This is a genomic window from Desulfuromonas sp. AOP6, from assembly GCF_009731355.2.
Classification (GTDB): Bacteria; Desulfobacterota; Desulfuromonadia; order Desulfuromonadales; family SZUA-540; genus SZUA-540.
In genome coordinates, this window is sequence record NZ_AP022810.1 from 1,706,264 (window position 1) to 1,726,759 (window position 20,496).

Annotated in this window: 23 protein-coding genes, 1 tRNA gene and 1 pseudogene; all 25 read right to left on the minus strand. The window is 49.8% G+C overall.

Annotated elements, in window-relative coordinates:
- Nucleotides 1-30: 30 nt before the first annotated feature.
- Nucleotides 31-546 (minus strand): adenine phosphoribosyltransferase, encoded by a 516-nt coding sequence (locus tag AOP6_RS07985; RefSeq protein WP_155876225.1) that lies wholly within the window; start codon nucleotides 544-546, stop codon nucleotides 31-33.
- A gap of 50 nt (nucleotides 547-596) precedes the next feature.
- Complete coding sequence (locus tag AOP6_RS07990) at nucleotides 597-1,565, minus strand: sigma-70 family RNA polymerase sigma factor (protein ID WP_155876226.1); 969 nt, start codon at nucleotides 1,563-1,565, stop codon at nucleotides 597-599.
- 65 nt (nucleotides 1,566-1,630) lie between these two features.
- The gene (locus tag AOP6_RS07995) at nucleotides 1,631-2,437 is read right to left on the minus strand and encodes a peptidoglycan DD-metalloendopeptidase family protein (RefSeq protein ID WP_155876227.1); all 807 of its coding nucleotides are present in this window, start codon (nucleotides 2,435-2,437) and stop codon (nucleotides 1,631-1,633) included.
- Between the two features lie 72 nt (nucleotides 2,438-2,509).
- Nucleotides 2,510-3,103: a YqaA family protein gene (locus AOP6_RS08000; RefSeq protein ID WP_155876228.1), complete on the minus strand. Its 594-nt coding sequence runs from the start codon at nucleotides 3,101-3,103 to the stop codon at nucleotides 2,510-2,512.
- 1 nt (nucleotide 3,104) lies between these two features.
- A complete protein-coding gene (locus tag AOP6_RS08005) occupies nucleotides 3,105-3,755 on the minus strand; it encodes a protein-L-isoaspartate(D-aspartate) O-methyltransferase (RefSeq protein WP_155877677.1) in 651 nt (216 codons plus the stop codon).
- A gap of 36 nt (nucleotides 3,756-3,791) precedes the next feature.
- Nucleotides 3,792-4,550 carry a 5'/3'-nucleotidase SurE gene (gene surE / locus AOP6_RS08010; protein ID WP_155876229.1) on the minus strand — a complete coding sequence of 253 codons (759 nt, stop codon included), beginning with the start codon at nucleotides 4,548-4,550 and terminating at the stop codon, nucleotides 3,792-3,794.
- Between the two features lie 52 nt (nucleotides 4,551-4,602).
- Nucleotides 4,603-4,962, minus strand: a complete 360-nt coding sequence (locus AOP6_RS08015) for a MerR family transcriptional regulator (protein WP_155876230.1) — start codon at nucleotides 4,960-4,962, stop codon at nucleotides 4,603-4,605.
- A gap of 34 nt (nucleotides 4,963-4,996) precedes the next feature.
- Nucleotides 4,997-5,272 (minus strand): annotated as a pseudogene (locus AOP6_RS08020) (integration host factor subunit alpha); the annotation flags it as partial.
- An 85-nt stretch (nucleotides 5,273-5,357) separates the two neighbouring features.
- Nucleotides 5,358-7,775, minus strand: a complete 2,418-nt coding sequence (pheT, locus tag AOP6_RS08025; RefSeq protein WP_155876232.1) for a phenylalanine--tRNA ligase subunit beta — start codon at nucleotides 7,773-7,775, stop codon at nucleotides 5,358-5,360.
- Between the two features lie 54 nt (nucleotides 7,776-7,829).
- Nucleotides 7,830-8,846 carry a phenylalanine--tRNA ligase subunit alpha gene (gene pheS / locus AOP6_RS08030; RefSeq protein ID WP_155877678.1) on the minus strand — a complete coding sequence of 339 codons (1,017 nt, stop codon included), beginning with the start codon at nucleotides 8,844-8,846 and terminating at the stop codon, nucleotides 7,830-7,832.
- A 104-nt stretch (nucleotides 8,847-8,950) separates the two neighbouring features.
- Entirely contained in the window at nucleotides 8,951-9,307 is a 357-nt protein-coding gene (rplT, locus tag AOP6_RS08035; protein WP_155876233.1) for a 50S ribosomal protein L20, read from the minus strand.
- A 105-nt stretch (nucleotides 9,308-9,412) separates the two neighbouring features.
- Entirely contained in the window at nucleotides 9,413-9,610 is a 198-nt protein-coding gene (gene rpmI, locus AOP6_RS08040; protein WP_155876234.1) for a 50S ribosomal protein L35, read from the minus strand.
- 74 nt (nucleotides 9,611-9,684) lie between these two features.
- Complete coding sequence (gene infC / locus AOP6_RS08045) at nucleotides 9,685-10,203, minus strand: translation initiation factor IF-3 (RefSeq protein WP_213194843.1); 519 nt, start codon at nucleotides 10,201-10,203, stop codon at nucleotides 9,685-9,687.
- 11 nt (nucleotides 10,204-10,214) lie between these two features.
- Complete coding sequence (gene thrS / locus AOP6_RS08050) at nucleotides 10,215-12,131, minus strand: threonine--tRNA ligase (protein WP_155876236.1); 1,917 nt, start codon at nucleotides 12,129-12,131, stop codon at nucleotides 10,215-10,217.
- 68 nt (nucleotides 12,132-12,199) lie between these two features.
- Nucleotides 12,200-12,274, minus strand: a tRNA-Val gene (locus AOP6_RS08055).
- A gap of 78 nt (nucleotides 12,275-12,352) precedes the next feature.
- Nucleotides 12,353-13,663: a homoserine dehydrogenase gene (locus tag AOP6_RS08060; RefSeq protein ID WP_155876237.1), complete on the minus strand. Its 1,311-nt coding sequence runs from the start codon at nucleotides 13,661-13,663 to the stop codon at nucleotides 12,353-12,355.
- Between the two features lie 63 nt (nucleotides 13,664-13,726).
- Nucleotides 13,727-14,179, minus strand: a complete 453-nt coding sequence (locus AOP6_RS08065) for a M17 family peptidase N-terminal domain-containing protein (protein WP_155876238.1) — start codon at nucleotides 14,177-14,179, stop codon at nucleotides 13,727-13,729.
- Nucleotides 14,176-14,640: a transcription antitermination factor NusB gene (gene nusB, locus AOP6_RS08070; RefSeq protein ID WP_155876239.1), complete on the minus strand. Its 465-nt coding sequence runs from the start codon at nucleotides 14,638-14,640 to the stop codon at nucleotides 14,176-14,178. Before nusB ends, AOP6_RS08065 begins: the two co-directional genes overlap by 4 nt.
- Nucleotides 14,641-14,644: 4 nt before the next feature.
- On the minus strand, nucleotides 14,645-15,109 hold the full coding sequence (gene ribE / locus AOP6_RS08075; RefSeq protein ID WP_155876240.1) for a 6,7-dimethyl-8-ribityllumazine synthase: 465 nt from the start codon (nucleotides 15,107-15,109) through the stop codon (nucleotides 14,645-14,647).
- Nucleotides 15,110-15,151: 42 nt separating this feature from the next.
- Nucleotides 15,152-16,357: a bifunctional 3,4-dihydroxy-2-butanone-4-phosphate synthase/GTP cyclohydrolase II gene (locus AOP6_RS08080; protein ID WP_155876241.1), complete on the minus strand. Its 1,206-nt coding sequence runs from the start codon at nucleotides 16,355-16,357 to the stop codon at nucleotides 15,152-15,154.
- 34 nt (nucleotides 16,358-16,391) lie between these two features.
- Complete coding sequence (locus AOP6_RS08085) at nucleotides 16,392-17,042, minus strand: riboflavin synthase (RefSeq protein ID WP_155876242.1); 651 nt, start codon at nucleotides 17,040-17,042, stop codon at nucleotides 16,392-16,394.
- The gene (gene ribD, locus AOP6_RS08090) at nucleotides 17,027-18,151 is read right to left on the minus strand and encodes a bifunctional diaminohydroxyphosphoribosylaminopyrimidine deaminase/5-amino-6-(5-phosphoribosylamino)uracil reductase RibD (protein ID WP_225897257.1); all 1,125 of its coding nucleotides are present in this window, start codon (nucleotides 18,149-18,151) and stop codon (nucleotides 17,027-17,029) included. The genes AOP6_RS08085 and ribD overlap by 16 nt, the downstream gene beginning before the upstream one ends.
- Nucleotides 18,152-18,204: 53 nt before the next feature.
- A complete protein-coding gene (gene nrdR / locus AOP6_RS08095) occupies nucleotides 18,205-18,672 on the minus strand; it encodes a transcriptional regulator NrdR (protein WP_155876243.1) in 468 nt (155 codons plus the stop codon).
- Between the two features lies 1 nt (nucleotide 18,673).
- Complete coding sequence (locus AOP6_RS08100) at nucleotides 18,674-19,147, minus strand: cytidine/deoxycytidylate deaminase family protein (protein ID WP_155876244.1); 474 nt, start codon at nucleotides 19,145-19,147, stop codon at nucleotides 18,674-18,676.
- Nucleotides 19,144-20,397 (minus strand): serine hydroxymethyltransferase, encoded by a 1,254-nt coding sequence (gene glyA / locus AOP6_RS08105; protein WP_155876245.1) that lies wholly within the window; start codon nucleotides 20,395-20,397, stop codon nucleotides 19,144-19,146. The genes AOP6_RS08100 and glyA overlap by 4 nt, the downstream gene beginning before the upstream one ends.
- Nucleotides 20,398-20,496 lie beyond the last annotated feature (99 nt).

Here is a 20,496-nt window from a genome sequence, read left to right on the forward strand (position 1 = left end):
CAGAGGAATAGGGTTGACAAGGTTTTTTTCCTAAAAAGTCAGTAGACTGAAAACTTTATCCTCCGGAAGTTTCTTGCGTCCTTCCAGAAAAGCCAATTCAGCCATGAAAGCGCACTCTATTACCTCGGCTCCCAATTCAGTCACCAGGTCATAAACGGCCACCATAGTTCCGCCAGTAGCGAGCAGGTCGTCGGCAATAATGACCCGGTCGCCTTCCTTGAAAGCATCTTCATGGATCTCCAGCATATCGGATCCATACTCTAGCTGATAGCTCTTACCACGAGTTTTATAGGGAAGCTTCCCGGGCTTACGAACCAGTGTGACGCCAGCCCCAAGCTTATAAGCCAGGGCAGATCCCAGAACAAAACCCCTCGCCTCGACACCGACGACCTTGTCAATACGCTGACCGATGTAACGATGAGCGATCAGATCCACCATGCGGTGAAAGCTTCTTCCGTCTGAAAGAAGCGTTGTTATATCCTTGAAAACAATTCCCTTCTTGGGAAAATCCTGAACATCCCTGATAATGTTTTTCAACTCGTCCAAAATACGGGCTCCCTCTTTTAAAAAGACATCACACTGCACACGACAAGAACCTATAGCGGGCCCTGGTTTTCTTCCATCATTTTCCTTAACTTTTCCAAACTCTTGGCTTCAATCTGCCTGATGCGCTCGCGAGTAACCCCAAAACGTTTCCCAATGGTGTCCAGAGTCTGTGGCTCGCGGTCATCCAATCCAAACCGCAGGGTCAGAATGTCTCGTTCATTTTCGCTCAAGGTGCCGAGCCATTCGGAAACCCGGTTGAACTTGTTCAGATCCTCGATAAGGACAGCCGGGTCGGCGGCAGTTGGATCCTCAATGGTATCAATCAAGCTATAATCGTTGTTTTCCCCCATGGGATGTTCGATCGAGTAGGTCTTTTTAACCAGAACCATGAGGCGATTGATATAGTGCGGTTCAACTCCCATAGCTTCGGCAATTTCATCGATCTTAGGATCACGGTTGAGCTTTTGTAGAAGTTCACGACTTATTTTAATAAACTTATTGATGTCGTCGGAAACGTGAACCGGCAATCGGATGGTTCGGCTCTGATTGACCAATGCTCTTTCGATGGATTGCCGAATCCACCAGGTGGCATAGGTGGAAAAGCGACATTCTTTACTGAGCTTGAAGCGTTCGACAGCCTTGATCAAACCCATGTTGCCCTCCTCGATCAAATCGAGGAAAGGCAGCCCACGATTCATATAACGCTTGGCAATCTTCACAACGAGCCGAAGGTTGGACTCGATCATGCGATCCCTTGCAGCCATATCCCCCTGGGATATAAGCCTGGCCAACTCCCTCTCTTCCTGGGCAGTCAACAGGGTCGTTTTTTGAATCTCTTTCAGGTAGAGCTTAATAGCATCATCTGAATGGCTGTCATCTTCTTCTTCAGCTTCAGCTTCAGCTTCAGCCTCGGCCTCTTCCTTTGATTCATCTTCGGCTTCCAGAGAAATTTCGGCATCCTCTGCATCCCCATCTTCATGGTTCTCTGAACCATCAAAGTCGGCCAACAATTCATCCATTACAGAAACCTCTCATGAAATAAATCCCGTGCAAACTGCGCCAGAATTTTAAGGGATTGACCTGTTTAAGGCAAGTATAAACTCGGATTAACAGCTTCCTTCCCCTGTCTGATTTCAAAGTGAACACGAGGTTCTCCACCACCAGCAGGTACGCCGGAAAGAGCTATTTTCTCCCCCCGACTAACAAAGGTATCCACAGCGACTAGATTTTTATCATTAAATCCGTAAACGGTAAAATACGAATTGTCATGTTTCAGAATAATAAGATTGCCATATCCGCGGATACCGTTGCCGCTATAAATAACCCTTCCCGCACCGGAGGAAACCACGGCCGTTCCTCTGGGAACGGCAATTTCGAGCCCTTTGCTCGGGCCAGCTTCGTTGTTGCCAAAATTTTTCACAACCCGTCCCTTTACTGGCCAAATGAACTGGCCCTTGCGGGGAGCCGGCATAACTGATTTAGGTGGCGCAGTGACTACGGGTGAACGGTTTTTTTCCTGAGGCGAAGCAACCGTCTTTGTGGCAGGAGTCTTCGCAGGTGTATGTAGAGGGACAGGTTTTGGGGGGTTGGTCGATGGCGAACGAGAACTTGAAATGACTGTAGATGGGACCTTGCGTTGATGTACGGCACCAGGGACAAAAAGCTTCTGACCGGCCTGTAGCCGACTGGGATCACTGATCCCGTTAACGCGGGCCAGGTACTGTTCGTTCACTCCATAGACACGGCTTATGCGGTAGAGGGTCTGACCCTCGCCAACCTGGTGATAAATACCCTTAGCCGGAGTGCAAGCAGCCAAGAATATTAAAAAAAACACAATGATGAGTGTACGCAAAAGCATCCCGTTCCTATTGGACAATCGATTTTTGTGCATCCCCTTTTCTTTAACAAGGTAGCCTGAACATTTCCCCTCAGTCAATACCGGAGCTATCCGACAGACTTTTCTTTAAAAAAGACGCTGAACGACAATAAAGCCCCCTATGAGAAGCACAACAAATACAATCGTCAGCAGATTGAAATACTTCTCGACAAAACCTCTTACCACGGGGCCAAAACGGAAAATAAGCCAGGCAACGAGAAAAAACCGCAAGCTTCGTCCAACAGCTGAAGCAAAGATAAATACTGGTAAGTTGATCTCAAATACACCGGCCCCGATAGTGAAAACCTTATAGGGTATGGGCGTGAAGCCGGCAGCAAAGATAGCCCAGAAATCATAAGTAGAAAAAATATTCTGGACTTGATGGAATACCTCCGCTGTAAATCCCGGGACGTAGGCATAAAAATATCCGGAAGCCACGTCCCACAGGGTCATACCGATGAGGTACCCAACTATACCACCAAGGACAGAACCAAGAGAACAGATCAAGGCAAAGCGAAAGGACCTCGCTGGGACGGAAATGCAGAGGGCCAGCAGAAGGACATCAGGCGGGATGGGGAAAAAGGAGGATTCTGAAAAAGCCAACAGAAAAAGAGCAGGCACCCCATAAGGTGTCGAAGCCCAATGAAGCACCCAATCGTAAAGTCTTCTTACCAGATGCACTTCAGATATCCCTTTCCGACCATCCGTACCGTCCAACAAGAGGTACGAAACGACAATCCAGAATATTTTCTTCGCAGAACTGGTTTCCGTTACGGATAATTCTTTTGAGAATCTGACTATCCTTCTCACCGACCGGAATGACCAAGCGGCCATTACTGGTCAATTGATCAAGATATTTTTCAGGAACGGAGGGTGAAGCCGCCGTGACAATAATCGCGTCAAAAGGAGCCTGCTCCTCCCACCCGAAGGTTCCGTCCGTGACTTTGATATGGACATTGTTGCATCCCGTACTGTCCAGAACCTTTCTTGCCTTGCGGGCCAGGGATGGGTGTCTTTCAACGGAGTAGACACGAGAAGCGATGCGAGAGAGTACCGCGGCCTGATATCCGGAGCCCGTCCCTATTTCCAAGACCCGCTCGCCACCCCTGAGCAGCAAGCACTCAGTCATTCTGCCAACAATATAGGGCTGAGAGATCGTTTGCTTTTCGCCTATTGGCAGGGAAAAATCACTATAGGCCTGACTCTGAAAAGCTTCTTCGACAAATAAGTGCCGTGGGACCGCAAGCATGGCGTCCAGAACAAGGGGATCGCTGACACCTTTACCCTTGACAAGTTGCTCAACCATGCGGCGCCGGGCTATGGAAAAATCCATCATGAAGATCTCTTGGAAATCAGCTTTAGGAAAACTTCAGGCGAGTCTTGTGAAAACGTCCAGGTTCCAGCGAGAAAGGCCTGCAAAAGAGGTGTAATTGGTCAAGTCAAGATGTAGTGGCGTTATGGAAACATATCCTTCATTGACAGCATGGAAGTCGGTACCTTCAATGTTTTCAAACCCGAGTTCGCCGCCGCCAATCCAGTAATATTTACGTCCCCTCGGGTCGAGATTTTCTACGACAACATCACCATATCGGCGCTTTCCCTGTCGTGTCATCTGGGCACCAAGAGGCAGCCCCTTGGGCACGTTGACGTTCAGGAAAGTATCTGGGGGTAACCCGTAATCAAGGATTTTATGAGCCAATTCGAACGCGGCTTGTCCAGCAAAGTAAAAGTCGTCATAGAGAAAGGAGTCGGATGATAAAGATACCGCCATGGCAGGAACGCCCATCATGGTAGCTTCCATGGCAGCGGAAACGGTTCCTGAGTAGGTGATATCATCTCCCATGTTGCTGCCCTTGTTTATGCCAGAAACAACAAGAGAGGGCCTCTCGGAGAGAAGTCCATGGATGCCTAGGTTCACACAGTCTGTAGGCGTTCCATCCACGGCAATAACGTCGGTCCGAATTTCGTCGGCACGAAGTGGGGAATGAAGGGTGAGAGAGTGTCCGGCAGCACTGCGTTCCCGATCAGGAGCTACCACGACAACCCGGCCCAGGTTGCCAAGCGCATCAACCAGCGCGCTTAACCCAGGAGAATGGACTCCATCATCATTGGTAATCAGGATAAGCAAGGGGCCTCAAAGGAGTACCAAAAGAAACGACCGGGGAAGACCCGGTCATTCTTCAGGGGTTGATGATCATGGAGTCTCTGAGTTTGGACAGATCGCCCCGCAACTCTTTCAAAAATGATCGTGCGTCAAAAGACCCAGCATCGTCTGATTGCTCAGAAAATGAAAAACCACCTTCTTCATGCAGTCGGGCCTTGGCACCCGCTATTGTGTAACCCTGTTGATAAAGCAATTCTTTAAGTTTCAGGATCAGAGCAATATCTTTCTGCTGATAGATTCGCTGGTTTTTACGGGTTTTGGCCGGACGAAAACAGGAAAACTCAGACTCCCAATACCTGAGAACATGAGGTTTGACACCGGTCATGTTGGCTACTTCGCCAATCTTGAAGTAGATTTTCTCAGGGTGTATTTTCATTCTCTGCCCGATCCATTACCTGCCGCCGAGATCATTCACCATTAATAGCAGCCTTCAGGACTTGACTCGGCTTAAAGGTGAGTATCCTTCTAGAGGTAATTTCAATTTCCTCACCTGTTTGAGGATTGCGACCCCGACGAGTTGCCTTTTGCTTGACGACAAAATTGCCAAAACCAGCAATCTTGATCTTGTCGCCTTCCTCAAGGGTCGATTTCAATATGTCGAAAACCATTTCGACAATATCAGCGGATTCCTTCTTGGAGAAACCGGTTTTCAAGTAAACATTTTCGACAAGGTCCGCCTTAGTCATGGCACCTCCACGTAAAAATAGTACAGGTATTTGAATTCACGGGTTTTTTTATACCACAGGAATTTGAGGTGATCAACCGATTTTTTTAACGAATTTCGGCGCCTAGTCTTTTCTCCAAGGCTTTGATTATTTTTCCGTGAAGTGAAGCAATTTCTTCGTCGGTCAATGTTTTATCCATAGAACGATAGCGCACACGTATGGCTATACTTTTCTTGCCTTCGGGAACTCCCTTGCCTCGGTACACATCGAAAAGCACAATTCCCACGACTTCCGGGCTCTTTGCCTTGTTGGCAACCACGAGAACCTCTTGAGCCGACGTGGATTCATCGACCAAGAAAGCACTGTCCCGATAGACCTCAGGAAAGCGGGATAGGGGCTGAAATTTAACGGCCCCCCTTGAAGCGGACTGAAGCAAGCTCACGTCCATATCCAGGAGATATACAGGCGTATCAATTTCAAATTTTTCGAGGACTTGGGGATGGACTTCTCCCAAGACGCCGAGCTGTTTCCCCTGGTAAAAGAGCGCGCAGGACTTCCCAGGGTGAAGATAGGGTTCAACTACTTTGTCAACTTCCCAAGACACCCCATTAACCTGAAAACAGTTCAACAACCCTTCGGCAACACCCTTTAAATCGTAAAAATCAACGGGGTTATTGCTCTGGGCCCAACCTTCAGGTTCTCGGCGGCCACAAAGAATGGCACATAGGCGCAAATTTTCACGGGGCAGTTCATCTGCGGAATTGACCATGAACACAGGGCGCAGTTCGAAAAGACGAAGGTCCCTGGAACGGTAGGCAAGATTGCGCGCGACGGTCTGCAGAATACTCGGGACGAGGGTGGTCCGCATGACCGACTGTTCTTCAGTCAGAGGATTCAGAATTTTGACATTTTGCCGCCGGGGATCTTCCCCAGGAAGACCAATGGCATCCCATGCGGACGGGGAAACGAAAGAATAATTAATGATCTCACAAAAACCGGCACCGACAAGAAAATCCTTGGCATGACCGGACATATGAATCGATGCTGGCGGAGCATGGCAAACAGAACGGCCAACGGGCATGGTAACGGGAATTTTGTCGTATCCGTTTAAACGGGCCACTTCTTCAATGAGGTCGATTTCCCTTTCGAGGTCATGTCGGAATGAGGGAATGGCCACATTCAGCATATTCGTGCCTTGAGCATTCACTCTTTCCACAGCTAGACCGATAGAGCGCAAAAGGCGCTCTATGTCATCAAGGCGCAGGGAAAGCCCCAGGACCTCATTGGTCCGATGCACACTCACGGTTACTTTTCTTTCTGGCAGGCGATTGGGATAGATGTCAAGCATGCCCGTGGCGATTTTACCGCCGGCAAGTTCCTGAATCAGCGCTGCCGCTCGGTTTAACGCTAAGGGGACCATGTTGATGTCAGCCCCTCGCTCAAATCGATGACTCGACTCAGAGTGTATCCCCAAACGTTTGCTGGTGCGCCGGATTGCCTGGGGGCTGAAGTAGGCGCTTTCCAGCAGTATATCGGCGGTCTCCGCCTGGATCTCAGAGTTTTCACCCCCCATGATGCCAGCTAGAGCGACGGGTCCCTCGGCATCACAGATGACGAGGTCGCTGGAATTAAGTTCACGCTCCTGCCCATCGAGAGTGTTGAACTTCTCCCCTTCCCCGGCCCTTTTAATAATAATTTTCTTTCCCCGCAACAGGCTGAAGTCAAAGGCATGCAAAGGGTGCCCAAGTTCCATCATGACATAATTGGTTATATCGACAACGTTGTTGATCGATCTCATCCCCAACGACTCAAGACGTCGCACCATCCAATCTGGAGACGAATCGATTTTTACACCCTGAATCAAGCGGGCCGCATAACGGGGGCAAAGTTCCGGTTCTTCGATGGTAACAGAAGTCAGGTCACTGATAGCTTCATCGGAATCCGGAATATCCACAACCTTTGCCAGAACTGGTTTTCCCACCATAGCGCCAACTTCCCTGGAAACCCCCAACACACTAAGGCAGTCAGACCGATTTGGCGTAAGTCCGATTTCGAAACGAGCGTCTTTCAACTTCAGTGCGTCAAAAACCGGAACACCAAGGGGCAGGGTTTTCGGCAGGATCAAAATACCTGCAGACTCTCCGGCGATCCCAAGTTCACATTCAGAGCAAAGCATTCCCTGAGATTCAATACCCCGAATTTTAGACTTCTTAATCTGGAAGTCGCCAGGGAGGATCGATCCAACCTGAGCCAGGGCGACATGGTCGCCAGCCTTATGATTCGTGGCGCCGCATACAACCTGGACACATTCAGACCCCGTATCCACCTGACAAACCGTAAGGCGATCCGCTTGCGGATGGGGTTCAACCGAAACAAGCTTGGCAACGATGACACTGTCAAGGCCCTCGCCAATTTTCTCCAGAGAGTCAACTTCAAGACCCGCCAGCGTCAATCGATGAGAAAGGTCGTCGGCAGACATATTAAAATCAACGAATTCTTTTATCCAGCTTGAAGTTACAATCATTTCTTAAAGCCCTTTATCAGGAATTGGAGATATCAGAGCGTCACATACATCCACTCAGAATTGACGCAAAAAGCGTAAGTCATTTTCGAAAAAGAGGCGCAGGTCATTGACCCCATATTTCAACATGGCTATACGCTCCAAACCCATACCAAAAGCAAAACCACTGTAAATAGCAGGATCATAATTAACGGACTTGAAAACCTCAGGGTCAATCATGCCGCTACCGAGAATTTCAAGCCAACCACTATTTTTGCATACACGGCAACCCTTCCCGCCACAGATGACGCACTGGATATCCACTTCAGCGCTGGGTTCAGTAAAAGGGAAAAAAGAGGGGCGGAAACGAACTCCGATATTTTGTCCAAAATACTGATTGATGAAGGTCGTCAAGATACCCTTAAGGTCGCCAAAGGTAATATGACGATCAACAAGGAAACCTTCAATCTGATGGAACATAGGGCTATGCGTGATGTCTGAATCTCTCCGGTATACCGTACCGGGTGCAATAACCCGAACGGGAGGCTCATGCTTAAGCATGGTACGAATCTGCACTGGTGAAGTATGTGTACGAAGAACCACCTCCGGGGACACGTAAAACGTGTCCTGCATGTCGCGGGCAGGATGATCCTTAGGTATATTTAAGGCTTCAAAATTATAAAAATCCTTTTCGACCTCGGGACCTTCAGCAATCCCGAAACCCAGGGACAGGAATATTTCGGAGATTTCCTCTGTCACCAGACTGATGGGATGCTTGGAGCCACGGAAGTGCCCTCTCCCCGGCAAAGTTACATCGATTTGCTCTTTTTCAAGACGACGAGCAATTTCTAGTTCCTTGATTGCCACCAAGCGGGTGGTAAACAAATCTTCAAGGGTCATCTTGACGTGATTGGCGAGTGCCCCAATCACGGGCCGTTCCTCTGCAGAAAGTCGACCCATTTCTTTCATGATGGCTGTCAACTCTCCCTTTTTTCCGAGAAAACGCACTCGCGCATCCTGCAAAGAGACCTCGGACTGCGCAACCTCGACAGCCTCCCTGGCCCGCTCGAGCATATCATCAAAGTTCTGCTTCATCATTGCCCCACTTAGTGGATAAAAAGAAGAACGGAAGCCCTGGGGCTTCCGATAGTGAAAAATAAAAAAAAGAGATGAGGTAGGCCCTCATCTCTTTTTTCCATCTACTGCAAATGGGCCTTGGCTTTATCCACGACCGCGGTGAACCCGCCGGGGTCACTGATCGCGAGCTGTGCCAGAATTTTTCTGTCCAGTCCAATCTCGGCCTTTTTAAGCCCATGAACAAGACGACTGTAGGAAATCCCGTTTTCGCGGGAGGCCGCATTGATCCGGGCAATCCAAAGAGCTCGGAAATCACGTTTTTTTACCTTGCGATCACGAAAAGCGTAGTTCAGGGCGCGATCTACAGCTTCAGTTGCACTGCGAAACAGTTTACTACGCGCTCCACGGTACCCTTTGGCTAGCTTGAGTACCTTGTTACGTCTGCGTCTCGCTTTGAAACCTCTTTTTACTCTCGGCATATTCTACTCCTTCTAGTGGTGAAATGAGCGGTTTCCCGCTGCCGGATCTGAAGGGGGAGACAATTTCCCCTCAGTTCACGGTCTTGAGCCGATAATGACCTGTGCCTAGAGATAAGGGATGAGAGCCTTGATATTTTTCTCATCAGCCTTATGAACCAAAGTTCCCTGACGCAGGTCACGTTTACGCTTGGTGCTTTTTTTGGTCAAAATATGACTGGTAAAGGCCTTGTTGCGACGTACCCGTCCACTACCCGTTGTACGAAAGCGCTTTGCAGCGCCGCGATTAGTTTTGATTTTGGGCATTCCCTGTATCTCCTTCTATTTTTTATCGCGCAAGTTTCCTGCTATTTAGATGAATCCACACAAACACTAGGTCTTTATTGCTTCTTATGGGGTGATAACACCATGGTCATAAAACGTCCAGCCATGCGCGGCGACATTTCAATCACAGCTATATCCTTGACTTCCTCGGCAATACGATCCATCAAAGCTCTGCCGAATTCCGGATGAGTCACCTCGCGCCCCCTAAACATGACAGTCACTTTGACTTTATTCCCGTCATCGAGAAATCGCCGGGCATTCTTGGCCTTGAACTGGAAATCGTGGTCTTCTGTCTTGGGCCGCATTTTGACTTCTTTTGTTTCTACTTTTGCGGTTTTTTTCTTGGCTTCTGCCGCCCTTTTACTTGCTTGATATTTATATTTGCCATAATCCATGATCCGGCAAACGGGAGGTACGGCGTTGGGTGACACCTCAACCAGGTCAAGGCCACGTGCAGTGGCGGCGCCCAGGGCCTCCTCAAGGCTCAATATACCGAGCTGTTCGCCCTCATCGTCAACAACCCGGACTTCTCTTGCTCGAATGGCACGATTGATATTGGTCTCTTGCTTAGCTATGGTGTCACCTCCTAATGATATAACCTGCATTCATCCTGGATGAAGTGGATAAATGCATCAGGTTTCATGGCATTCAAATTATCACCGCTGCGATGACGAGGCGAAAGCGTTCCCTCTTCCAATTCCTTGTCACCAATGACCAGCATGTAAGGTATTTTTTCCATTTGAGCTTCGCGAATCTTGTAACCGAGTTTTTCATTGCGAAGGTCCGCATCAACACGAACACCGGCTTCCCGCAGTAATTGTGTCACTTCCCTTGCATAATCGGCCTGACGATCCGTCACATTGACGACACGGGCCTGAATGGGGGAAAGCCACAAAGGAAAATTGCCGGCATAGTGCTCAATCAGGACTCCGACAAACCGCTCGATCGCTCCGAGAATAACACGATGAACCATAACAGGGCGATGTTTTTCCCCATCCGTCCCGACGTAACTCAGATCAAAGCGTTCAGGCAGGGTAAAATCGCACTGGATTGTAGCACACTGCCATCTTCTGTCAAGAGCGTCCTTGAGCTTAATGTCAATCTTAGGGCCGTAAAATGCGCCGTCACCCTCATTGACTTCAAAAGGCAATCCCGAATCTTTAAGGGCGCTCATCAGGGCAGTGGTCGCCCGCTCCCAGTCCACATCGCTGCCAATAGACTTTTCAGGCCGCGTGGAAATCTCCATCTCATATTCAAAGCCGAAGATTTTCATGACGTCCTGGACAAAACGCAGAACGCCCTTGATTTCGCCATCTAACTGGTCGGGAGTACACAGGATGTGCGCATCATCCTGGGTGAAGCCTCGAACCCTGAGCAGACCATGCAACACACCCGATTTTTCATGGCGATGTACAGTGCCAAGTTCAAAAAAGCGCAACGGCAAATCTCGGTAAGAGCGCTTTTTGGATTTGTAGATGAGCATGTGGGCCAGACAGTTCATGGGTTTGATCCCATAACTCTGTTCGTCCACTTCTGTGAAGTACATGTTTTCCCGGTAATTTTCATAATGACCGGACGTTTTCCACAGGTCAGTGCGAAGAATCTGCGGCCCCATGACGATGTCATAGCCTCGCCGCAGATGCTCCTTGCGCTCAAAATCCTCAAGAATAGTCCGCAGCATGGCCCCCTTGGGATGCCAAATAACAAGTCCGGCGCCGGCCTCATCGTTAAAGCTGAAAAGATCAAGCTCACGACCTAGCTTGCGATGATCCCTCTTGCGGGCTTCTTCAAGTTTTTCTAGATAGGCCTTGAGCTGCTTCTTGTCCGGGAAGGCTGTCGCATAAATGCGCTGCAGCATGGCGTTTTTTTCATCACCACGCCAATAGGCACCGGCAAGACTGGTTAATTTGAAAGCTTTGATTCTGCCCGTTGACGGCAAGTGTGGTCCACGGCATAGGTCAACGAATTCTCCCTGACGATAAAGGGAAACGGTTTCGTTGGGAAGATCCTCAATCAATTTAACCTTGTATGACTCTCCCATCTGCTTGAACAGTTCGATGGCGCTATCGCGACTCATCTCCTGACGCAGAATAGGAAGATCGGCTTTGGCCAGTTCGGCCATGCGCGCTTCAATCTGCTCAAACTCCTCGGGAGTAAACTTGTGTGTATCACTGTAGAAATCGTAATAGAAGCCATTTTCAATGGATGGGCCGATGGTCACCTGTACCTCTTCACCAAAGAGATCCTTCACCGCATGGGCCATGAGGTGCGCCGCCGAATGACGATAGACGTCCAGGCCATCTGCAGAGTTGAGAGTAATCAATTCAAGTCGGCAATCACGAACAAGAGTTGACGTCACATCAACAGGGTGACCATCGATCTTTGCCGCGACGGACTGTCTGGCCAACCCCTCACTGATCGATCCGGCAACTTCTAGCACGGAAATTCCTTCGGCGACTTCCCGGATGCTCCCGTCAGGCAGTTCAACTCGAATCATTTCCATTCAACACCCCGCTAATGAAAAGAGGCATCCAAGGATGCCTCAATCGTTAAATCGTCCCAGAATGTATCTGGTAGGCACGGGCGGGATTGAACCGCCGACCCCTACCGTGTCAAGGTAGTGCTCTCCCACTGAGCTACGTGCCTACAACCCAAATGCCGGTACCTTTTATCAAACCGCACAAGGCAAGTCAAGCAATTTTATTACGCTCTAGGAGCATTATTTTAATCGAGACTTGCTTCAATGCGTATCAGGTGACTCTTTTCGCGGATCACCTCAAGGTTATCTATTTCCTTAAGGGCCTTTTTGATATTCACTTCCAGGGCATCGTGGGTCACCAGAACAACCGGAACAGACAATCCTTCCTGGCGATCGGGCTGAATCATGGATGCGATACTGATGTCATAAGTTCCGAGAATCCCGGCGATCTGCGCAAGAACTCCCGGCCTATCCATGACGGCAAACCGCAGATAGTAAGGCCCGACAATCTCGTCCATTGATTTTATCGGCAGATCACGAATATACGCGGGACAGTACCCCATTATAGGTGAGCGCTTATTGATTCCCTGCAAAATATTGCGGCCCAGAGACATAATGTCACCCACAACTGCGCTAGCGGTGGCATCCATTCCAGCGCCGGCGCCCTGCAGAGTCACAGGACCGACAAAATCACCGACAAGGCGAACAGCATTCAGCACGCCATCAACCTGAGCAAGAGGATAATCGGCAGGTATCATGGTGGGATGTACGCGGGCCTCGATTTGCCCTCCCTCCTCCTTGCCGATGGCAAGCAACTTGATTTTGTAGCCCATCTGTTTGGCAAATTCGATATCAACCAGAGAGAGCTGTGCAATGCCCTCTGTATATACCTTGGAAAAATCGACGCGAGTGCCGAAACACAAGGATATCAGCAGGGCCAACTTGTGGGCAGTATCGATCCCTTCCACGTCAAACGTAGGGTCCGCCTCAGCATACCCCTTTTCCTGTGCTTCTTTAAGCACAGAGCCAAAATCCTCTCCGTCTTCCGTCATGCGTGTCAGAATGTAGTTGCAAGTACCATTAAAAATGCCGAACACGCTATGGAAGTTGTTGCCGCAGAGATTTTCTTTAATGGCTGAGATAATAGGGATTCCACCACCTACGGCCGCTTCATAAAGAACCTCCACACCGTACTTTTCCGCAGCCTGCAGGATTTCCTGGCCATGAACGGCGAGCAATGCTTTATTTGCCGTAACAACATGTTTGCCGTTTTGAATGGCTTTTAGAACTAGAGAACGAGCGGGTTCATATCCACCAATCAGTTCAACAACGACATGGATATCCGGGTGGCTGACAACGTCATTCGCATCGGCAGTCAACATATGACCTGGAACACTCACACCACGATCGCGAACAATATCCAAGTCGGCTATTTTCACGAGGTTCACCTTGCAGCCGAGACGCTGTTCGATGATCTTGGCGTTTTTCTGGACAAGTCGAACTACACCTGTTCCAATGGTTCCAAAACCTAAAAGACCGATATTGATACTTTGCATATTAAAACTCCACCACTCGAAGATATGCTTTTTTGACCTAACGACAAATTGTAATTTAGATTTTTACTCACCTTGAAAGGTCAGAAGACATTCCATGGTCCCAAGGGAAGCGCTAGCAAGATAGGCTTCAATAGTACCCTGAAGAGCGGTACGGCTTACCTTGGTCGGAGGTGTAATAGCTAGCGCGACACGCCGAAATCCGGCTCTTTTAAGAATGTCCAGAACCTGTCGGACAAGGTCTTCCATTTTTTTCGTATCCAGGGTTTGAAACCTGCCGGCACCAAAAAACATCACCCAGTCCGCGTTGACACGATGATCGCCCATGACCACAAGTCGCTGGCCCGCTTCCCCACGCATGAATCCTTCAAGCAGATTTTGTGTCAGGAGACCGCAAAGACGCCAATCCAGCAGAGCGGCAGCTCCTCGGATGGGTTGCTGGTCCTCAAAGATGAAGGCAACAATGACCTCCCCGTCAAGTTTGTCGGCAGGAAGGTCAAGAACCCGCACGCGCGTCATGAAACAACATGCCTGTTTTCACGGGATATTTTATCTAGAATGCCATTGATAAAGGAGGGTGTTTCGACGGTACCATATCGCTTTCCAATTTCAATAGCTTCGTTGATCACCACATTGGAGGGGATATCCGGGCGGTAGAGCAATTCGTAGACTGCCAGTCGAAGTAGAGACAGGTCTACTCTCGACATCCTGTCAAGTGACCAGTTAGTCGAATGACTGGATATAACCTTGTCTATCTGTTCAAGGTGTTTGTCGACCCCATAAATTAGCTCTTCGGTAAAATGACGCTGCTCCGAGGGGACGGAGTCCGGGGGTCCCTCAACCGGGTCGCCGAGAATGTCATCCTGAAAATGGAAATTACGCCAGAAATCCTCTAACACCGCATCGATGGAGGTATTTTGGTCAAACAAGCTGTAGATGATTTTAAGAGCGAGTTCCCGCCCTTTCCTACGTGTCCCCATGTTCTCACAGAGCCTTAAAGAGATTGGCCATTTCAATGGCGCTAACAGCGGCGTCAAAGCCCTTGTTGCCGGCTTTGGTCCCCGCCCTCTCAATGGCCTGTTCGATCGTATCCGTTGTCAAAACACCAAACGCAACAGGAATCCCTGACTCAAGACTGACTGAGGCCACGCCCTTGGAAACTTCAGCACTGACATACTCGAAATGGGGAGTGGCACCCCTGATAACACATCCGAGACAAATAATGGCATCATATCGGTTAGTCTGTGCCACCTTCTTGGCTGCAATAGGTATTTCAAATGCCCCGGGCACCCGAATGGTATGAACATCTTCGCCAACTGCCCCATGACGAACAAGAGCGTCCACCGCACCCTCAACCAGACGGTCACAGATAAAACTGTTGAAGCGGCTCACAATCAGAGCCACCTTAAGACCCTTGGCATCCAACTTTCCTTCATAAATCTGGCTCATCACGATCTCCTATGCCGATACCATTAACAGGCAAAGCAAGCCTCAAAGATTTTCAAGAAGATGTCCCATCTTCTCCCGTTTCGTTTCCAGATAGCGGCGATTGGTGCCTGTCGGCGCAACTTCCAGAGGAACCCGGCCAACAATCTCAAGCCCGTACCCTTCCAGGCCAACAATTTTTTTAGGGTTATTCGTCATCAACCTGAGCTTCCGGACACCCAATTCGGAAAGAATCTGAGCGCCAATGCCATAATCCCGCAGGTCAGCCTTGAAACCAAGCGCTTCGTTGGCTTCAACGGTATCGTGCCCCTGATCCTGCAAAGCATAGGCGCGAAGTTTGTTGACCAGGCCGATACCTCTACCTTCCTGGCGCATGTACAGGACGACTCCGTTTCCTTCTTGAGCAATCTGCTTCATGGCCGCATGAAGCTGATCACCGCAATCACATCGAAGTGATCCAAAGACATCCCCAGTGAGACACTCGGAATGGACACGGACAAGAACAGGCTGACTTGGGTCAATATCTCCTTTGACCAGAGCCAAGTGCTGGGCCTGATCAACATCATTTTCGTAAGCGATGGCCAGGAATTCTCCACCGTAAGGTGTAGGCAAAATCGTTTCAGCCGCGCGCCTTACCAGTCGTTCCTTGCACATCCGGTAAGCTACCAAGTCAGCGATGGTAATAATTTTGAGACCGTGTTCTTGGGCGAAAACCTTCAATTGAGGCATCCTGGCCATGGTCCCGTCATCGTTCATGATTTCACAGATGACCCCAGCAGGCTTAAGTCCAGCCAACCGCGCCAAATCCATAGAACCTTCGGTCTGTCCGGCCCGGACAAGAACCCCGCCCTTCTTGGCTCTGAGAGGGAAAACGTGCCCAGGACGAGCGAGGTCGTAGGCAGTGGTTTCATCAGCTAGCGCAACCTGAATGGTCGTGGCCCGATCAGCAGCAGATATTCCGGTTGTAACTCCACGTCTGGCCTCAATAGATACAGTAAACGCTGTTCCAAACGATGACGAGTTGTTTTCAACCATAAGCGGAAGGTCAAGAAGGTCGGCTCTATCCTCGGTAAGGGTCAGACAAATAAGGCCACGCCCTTCTTTAGCCATGAAATTAATGGCTTCAGGTGTAACCAATTCAGCTGCCATAGCCAGGTCACCTTCATTTTCCCGATCTTCATCATCTACGAGAATAACCATTTTACCTTGGCGGATATCCTCGAGGGCTGCTTCTATTTTTCCAATAGGCATGTCAGGGTACGTCCTTTCGAGAGGCGCAATCATGTCACATAAATCCATGGTTTGCAAGAAATTCAAAGTTCACGGCTTGGCTCTTTTGCCCTTCCCCCCGTGATCCCAAAAGGCGCTCAACATACTTTCCAAGAATGTCCGTTTCGACATTAACCCTATCCCCCGGCTTCACGTACTGGAGAGTTGTCCGAGAGAGGCTATGGGGAATGATCATAAGAGAGAAGTCCTCTTCTGTCACATCGTTGACTGTCAAACTGATGCCGTCGACGGCAACGGAACCCTTCACAACCATGTATCGATGGCACCTATCAGGTATGGAAATAACGATGCGCTCAGCATTTCCCTCAAGGGTTTTTGAACGAATCACGCCAATGCCATCAACATGCCCAGTCACGATATGCCCCCCCAGGCGATCGGAAAGCATGAGAGCACGCTCCAGGTTGACCCTCTGCCCCACTCGCAGGTCAGCCAGATTGGTTCGCATCACGGTTTCCCGGGAGACATCGGCGGAAAACGCACCTCCACCCCTGGAAACGAGCGTGAGACAAATCCCGTTGACGGCGATGCTTTCACCAATCGAAAGATCATCAAGGGGAAAATGCGTGGAAACAGTAAGCTGAAAACTTGCTCCACCCTTATGAATTTTCAGTAGAGTTCCGACATCTTGAATCAGTCCGGTGAACATGGGTATACTTCTCCCTCCAAAAGGACATCGTCCCCAAAAGACCTGACACGAACATGCTTGAGGCGCCAGGCATCTACCAGGCGGGTGGCGCCTTGCCCAGCAAACAAGCCTCGTCCATCATCGCCCCCCAACAGTACCGGCGCCACAAAAATCATGGCCCTGTCCACCAGCCCTTCACGCAAGAGGGTACCATTTAGGATGGCCCCACCCTCGAGAAAAAGGTGTTGGATATCCATTTTCCCCAGCTCGAGCAAGAGAGCATTCAGATCAACATGACCGTTTTTTTGGGGGAGTACAAGAACACGCACACCGACGGCCTGAAGCCTGCAAATCTTATTGGGATCGGCCGCGTTTGTGGTGGCAACCAGAGTCCCCTCGTCGGCAGAAAGCGCTACGAGGGCCGAGTCTTCCGGAATACGCAAAAAAGTGTCAACAACAACCCTGATGGGGTTTCGGCCCCCCTCTGGAAGTCGGGTGGTTAACCGAGGATTATCGGTGAGAACCGTACCGATGCCAACCATGACGGCATCAACCTTATCACGCGTTTGATGCACATATAATCGACTTTGTTCGTTTGATATCCACTGGGATTCGCCGGAGGAGGTTGCACAGAAACCATCGAGGGTTATAGCGGACTTGAGAGTAACCAGGGGCGTTCCCGTCAGTACGTGCTTGGCAAAAGGGGCTATCAGATGGCGACATTCCTCCTCCAGTACGCCTGTCACCACTTCTACGCCGTTATCCGCAAGAAGCGAGATGCCCCTCCCACAAACCCTGGGGTTTGGGTCCCGTGTTCCAATAAAAACCTTCCTGATACCCGCCGCCACAATGGCCTCAGCACAGGGCCCGGTTCGGCCATGATGCGAACAGGGTTCGAGGGTGACATACAACTCCCCATCTTGGGCCTGCACGCCAGCCTGCCTCAGCGCATTAATTTCGGCATGGGGCTCTCCGGCCCGACGATGAAAACCTTCACCGACAATCATCCCGCTGCAGACGATAACGGCTCCTACCGCCGGATTTGGTCGGGTGCGCCCTTCGGCTGTGCGGGCCAGAATAAGGGCCCGGGTCATATAATAATCGGGAGATGGGCTTTCAGGATTTGCCATATCAAAAAGCTGGAAGAAAGAGATTGTTTACCTTGGTGAAAGAAATGAGCGGCTCAGGCTGATTTGTTCTCTTTGGCCAGAATTTCTTTAAGTTCGGACATAAACTCATTAATGTCCTTGAATTGCCTGTACACAGAGGCAAAACGCACATAGGCAACCTCGTCAACATTCCTCAAGGCCTCCATAACGCCCTCACCTATGCGGCTGGCTTCGATTTCCTTTTCGCCACTTTCCTGAAGGGAAATTTCCAGCTGATCCACGAGTTTTTCAATGGTAGCAATAGGAACAGGCCGTTTTTCGCAAGCTCTCTGCATACCGGCAATGATTTTTAAGCGGTCAAAAGGTTCACGGCGACCGTCTTTTTTAACGACCAACGGCAGAATCTCTTCGACCCGCTCGTAGGTCGTGAACCGACGACCACAGTCAATACACTCCCTCCTCCTTCGGATGTTGTTCCCTTCTTTTCCTAGTCGGGAATCGATGACCTTGGTATCTTCAAAGCTGCAAAACGGGCACTTCATGTCAGATATCCTGGGCCTTTCTATCGGCAAAATCCGCGAAAGAGTGTACGCCGATACCCGACTCTGCCAACATCTCCAGGGATAGCTGATCGGGATATCCCTCCAGGTAGACAATGCGGGCGATACCGGCGTTGATCAGCATTTTGGAGCAGATGACGCAAGGTGAGTTGGTGCAATAAAGAGTGCCATTACTGATGTTCACACCATGCTTGGCCGCCTGGATGATGGCATTTTGTTCTGCGTGTAGTCCACGACAAAGTTCATGTCGCTCACCGGAAGGAACGTTCAGCGTTTGTCGCAAACAGCCCACTTCAGAACAATGAGCAATCCCTGATGGTGTACCATTGTAACCCGTCGCCAGAATATTTTTTTCCTTGACGACTACTGCACCAACCTGCCGGCGCATACAGGTAGATCGCCTGGCCACGAGCCGGGCGATCTCCATAAAATATTCCTCCCAGGTCGGACGCGTCATACGGACAGGCGATGGGAGTACAAAGGAAACTTCAGACAGAGTTCTTTAACTTCCTGACGAATCGCTTGAAGTTCATTTTTGTTGTCTACGTTAGAAAGAGCGCGTGCCATCCAGACAGCCACCTTTTCCATTTCAGCCTCTTTCAGTCCGCGGGTAGTAGTGGCTGGAGTTCCAACACGGAAACCACTAGTGACAAAGGGAGAACGCGTATCAAACGGCACCGCATTCTTGTTAACCGTGATGCCAGCCTTTTCCAAGGTCTCTTCGGCCACTTTGCCAGTGATGTCCTTATTGGTTAGATCAACCAGCATAAGGTGGTTGTCCGTTCCCCCCGAGACAATATCAAACCCGTTACGGTTGAGTGCAGCAGCCAGGGCCTTGGCATTTTTGACCACCTGACGGCCATATTCCTTAAACTCAGGAGTTAGCGCCTCTTTGAAGGCGACAGCCTTGGCAGCAATAACGTGCATCAGTGGACCACCCTGAATCCCAGGGAAAATATTGCTGTTCAGTTTTTTGGCATGCTCCTCACGACAGAGAATCATGCCCCCGCGAGGCCCCCTGAGTGTTTTATGTGTGGTAGTGGTCACAAAGTCAGCATAAGGAACAGGGCTCGGGTGTTCACCCGCAGCCACCAGACCGGCGATATGAGCCATGTCGACCATTACAACAGCTCCTACCTTATCGGCAATCTGGCGAAAAGTGGGGAAATCCAGTGTCCGTGAATACGCGCTCGCCCCGACGACGATCATCTTGGGTTTGTGTTCAAGAGCTAGCCTCTCGACCTCCCCATAGTCAATTCGACCCGTCTCTCTCTCGACACCATAAGGGATAATATTGAATAATTTGCCGGAAAAATTGACGGGGGAACCATGAGTGAGGTGTCCACCGTGAGCCAGATTCATGCCGAGGATGGTATCCCCAGGTTGACATACAGAAAAATAGACGGCCATATTGGCCTGCGACCCTGAATGGGGCTGTACATTGGCATGCTCAGCACCAAAAAGGGTTTTTGCACGATCAATCGCCAATTGTTCGGCAACGTCAACGAATTCACAGCCGCCATAATATCTTTTTCCGGGATACCCTTCGGCATACTTATTGGTAAGAACTGAACCTTGCGCTTCCAATACGTTTTCGCTGACAAAATTTTCCGAAGCAATAAATTCCAGACTGTATTCTTGCCGCCCTGTCTCTCTCTGTATAGCTGATGCAATTTCAGGGTCAAATTTGGCCAGCAGTTCCGACATGTGACTCCACCTCCGATTTAAAAACTGTATTTATCACTATGTATTTTGGGGGGTATTCAATGACAATGGGCAGGCCGGAGGCCTGCCCATTGTCATCCT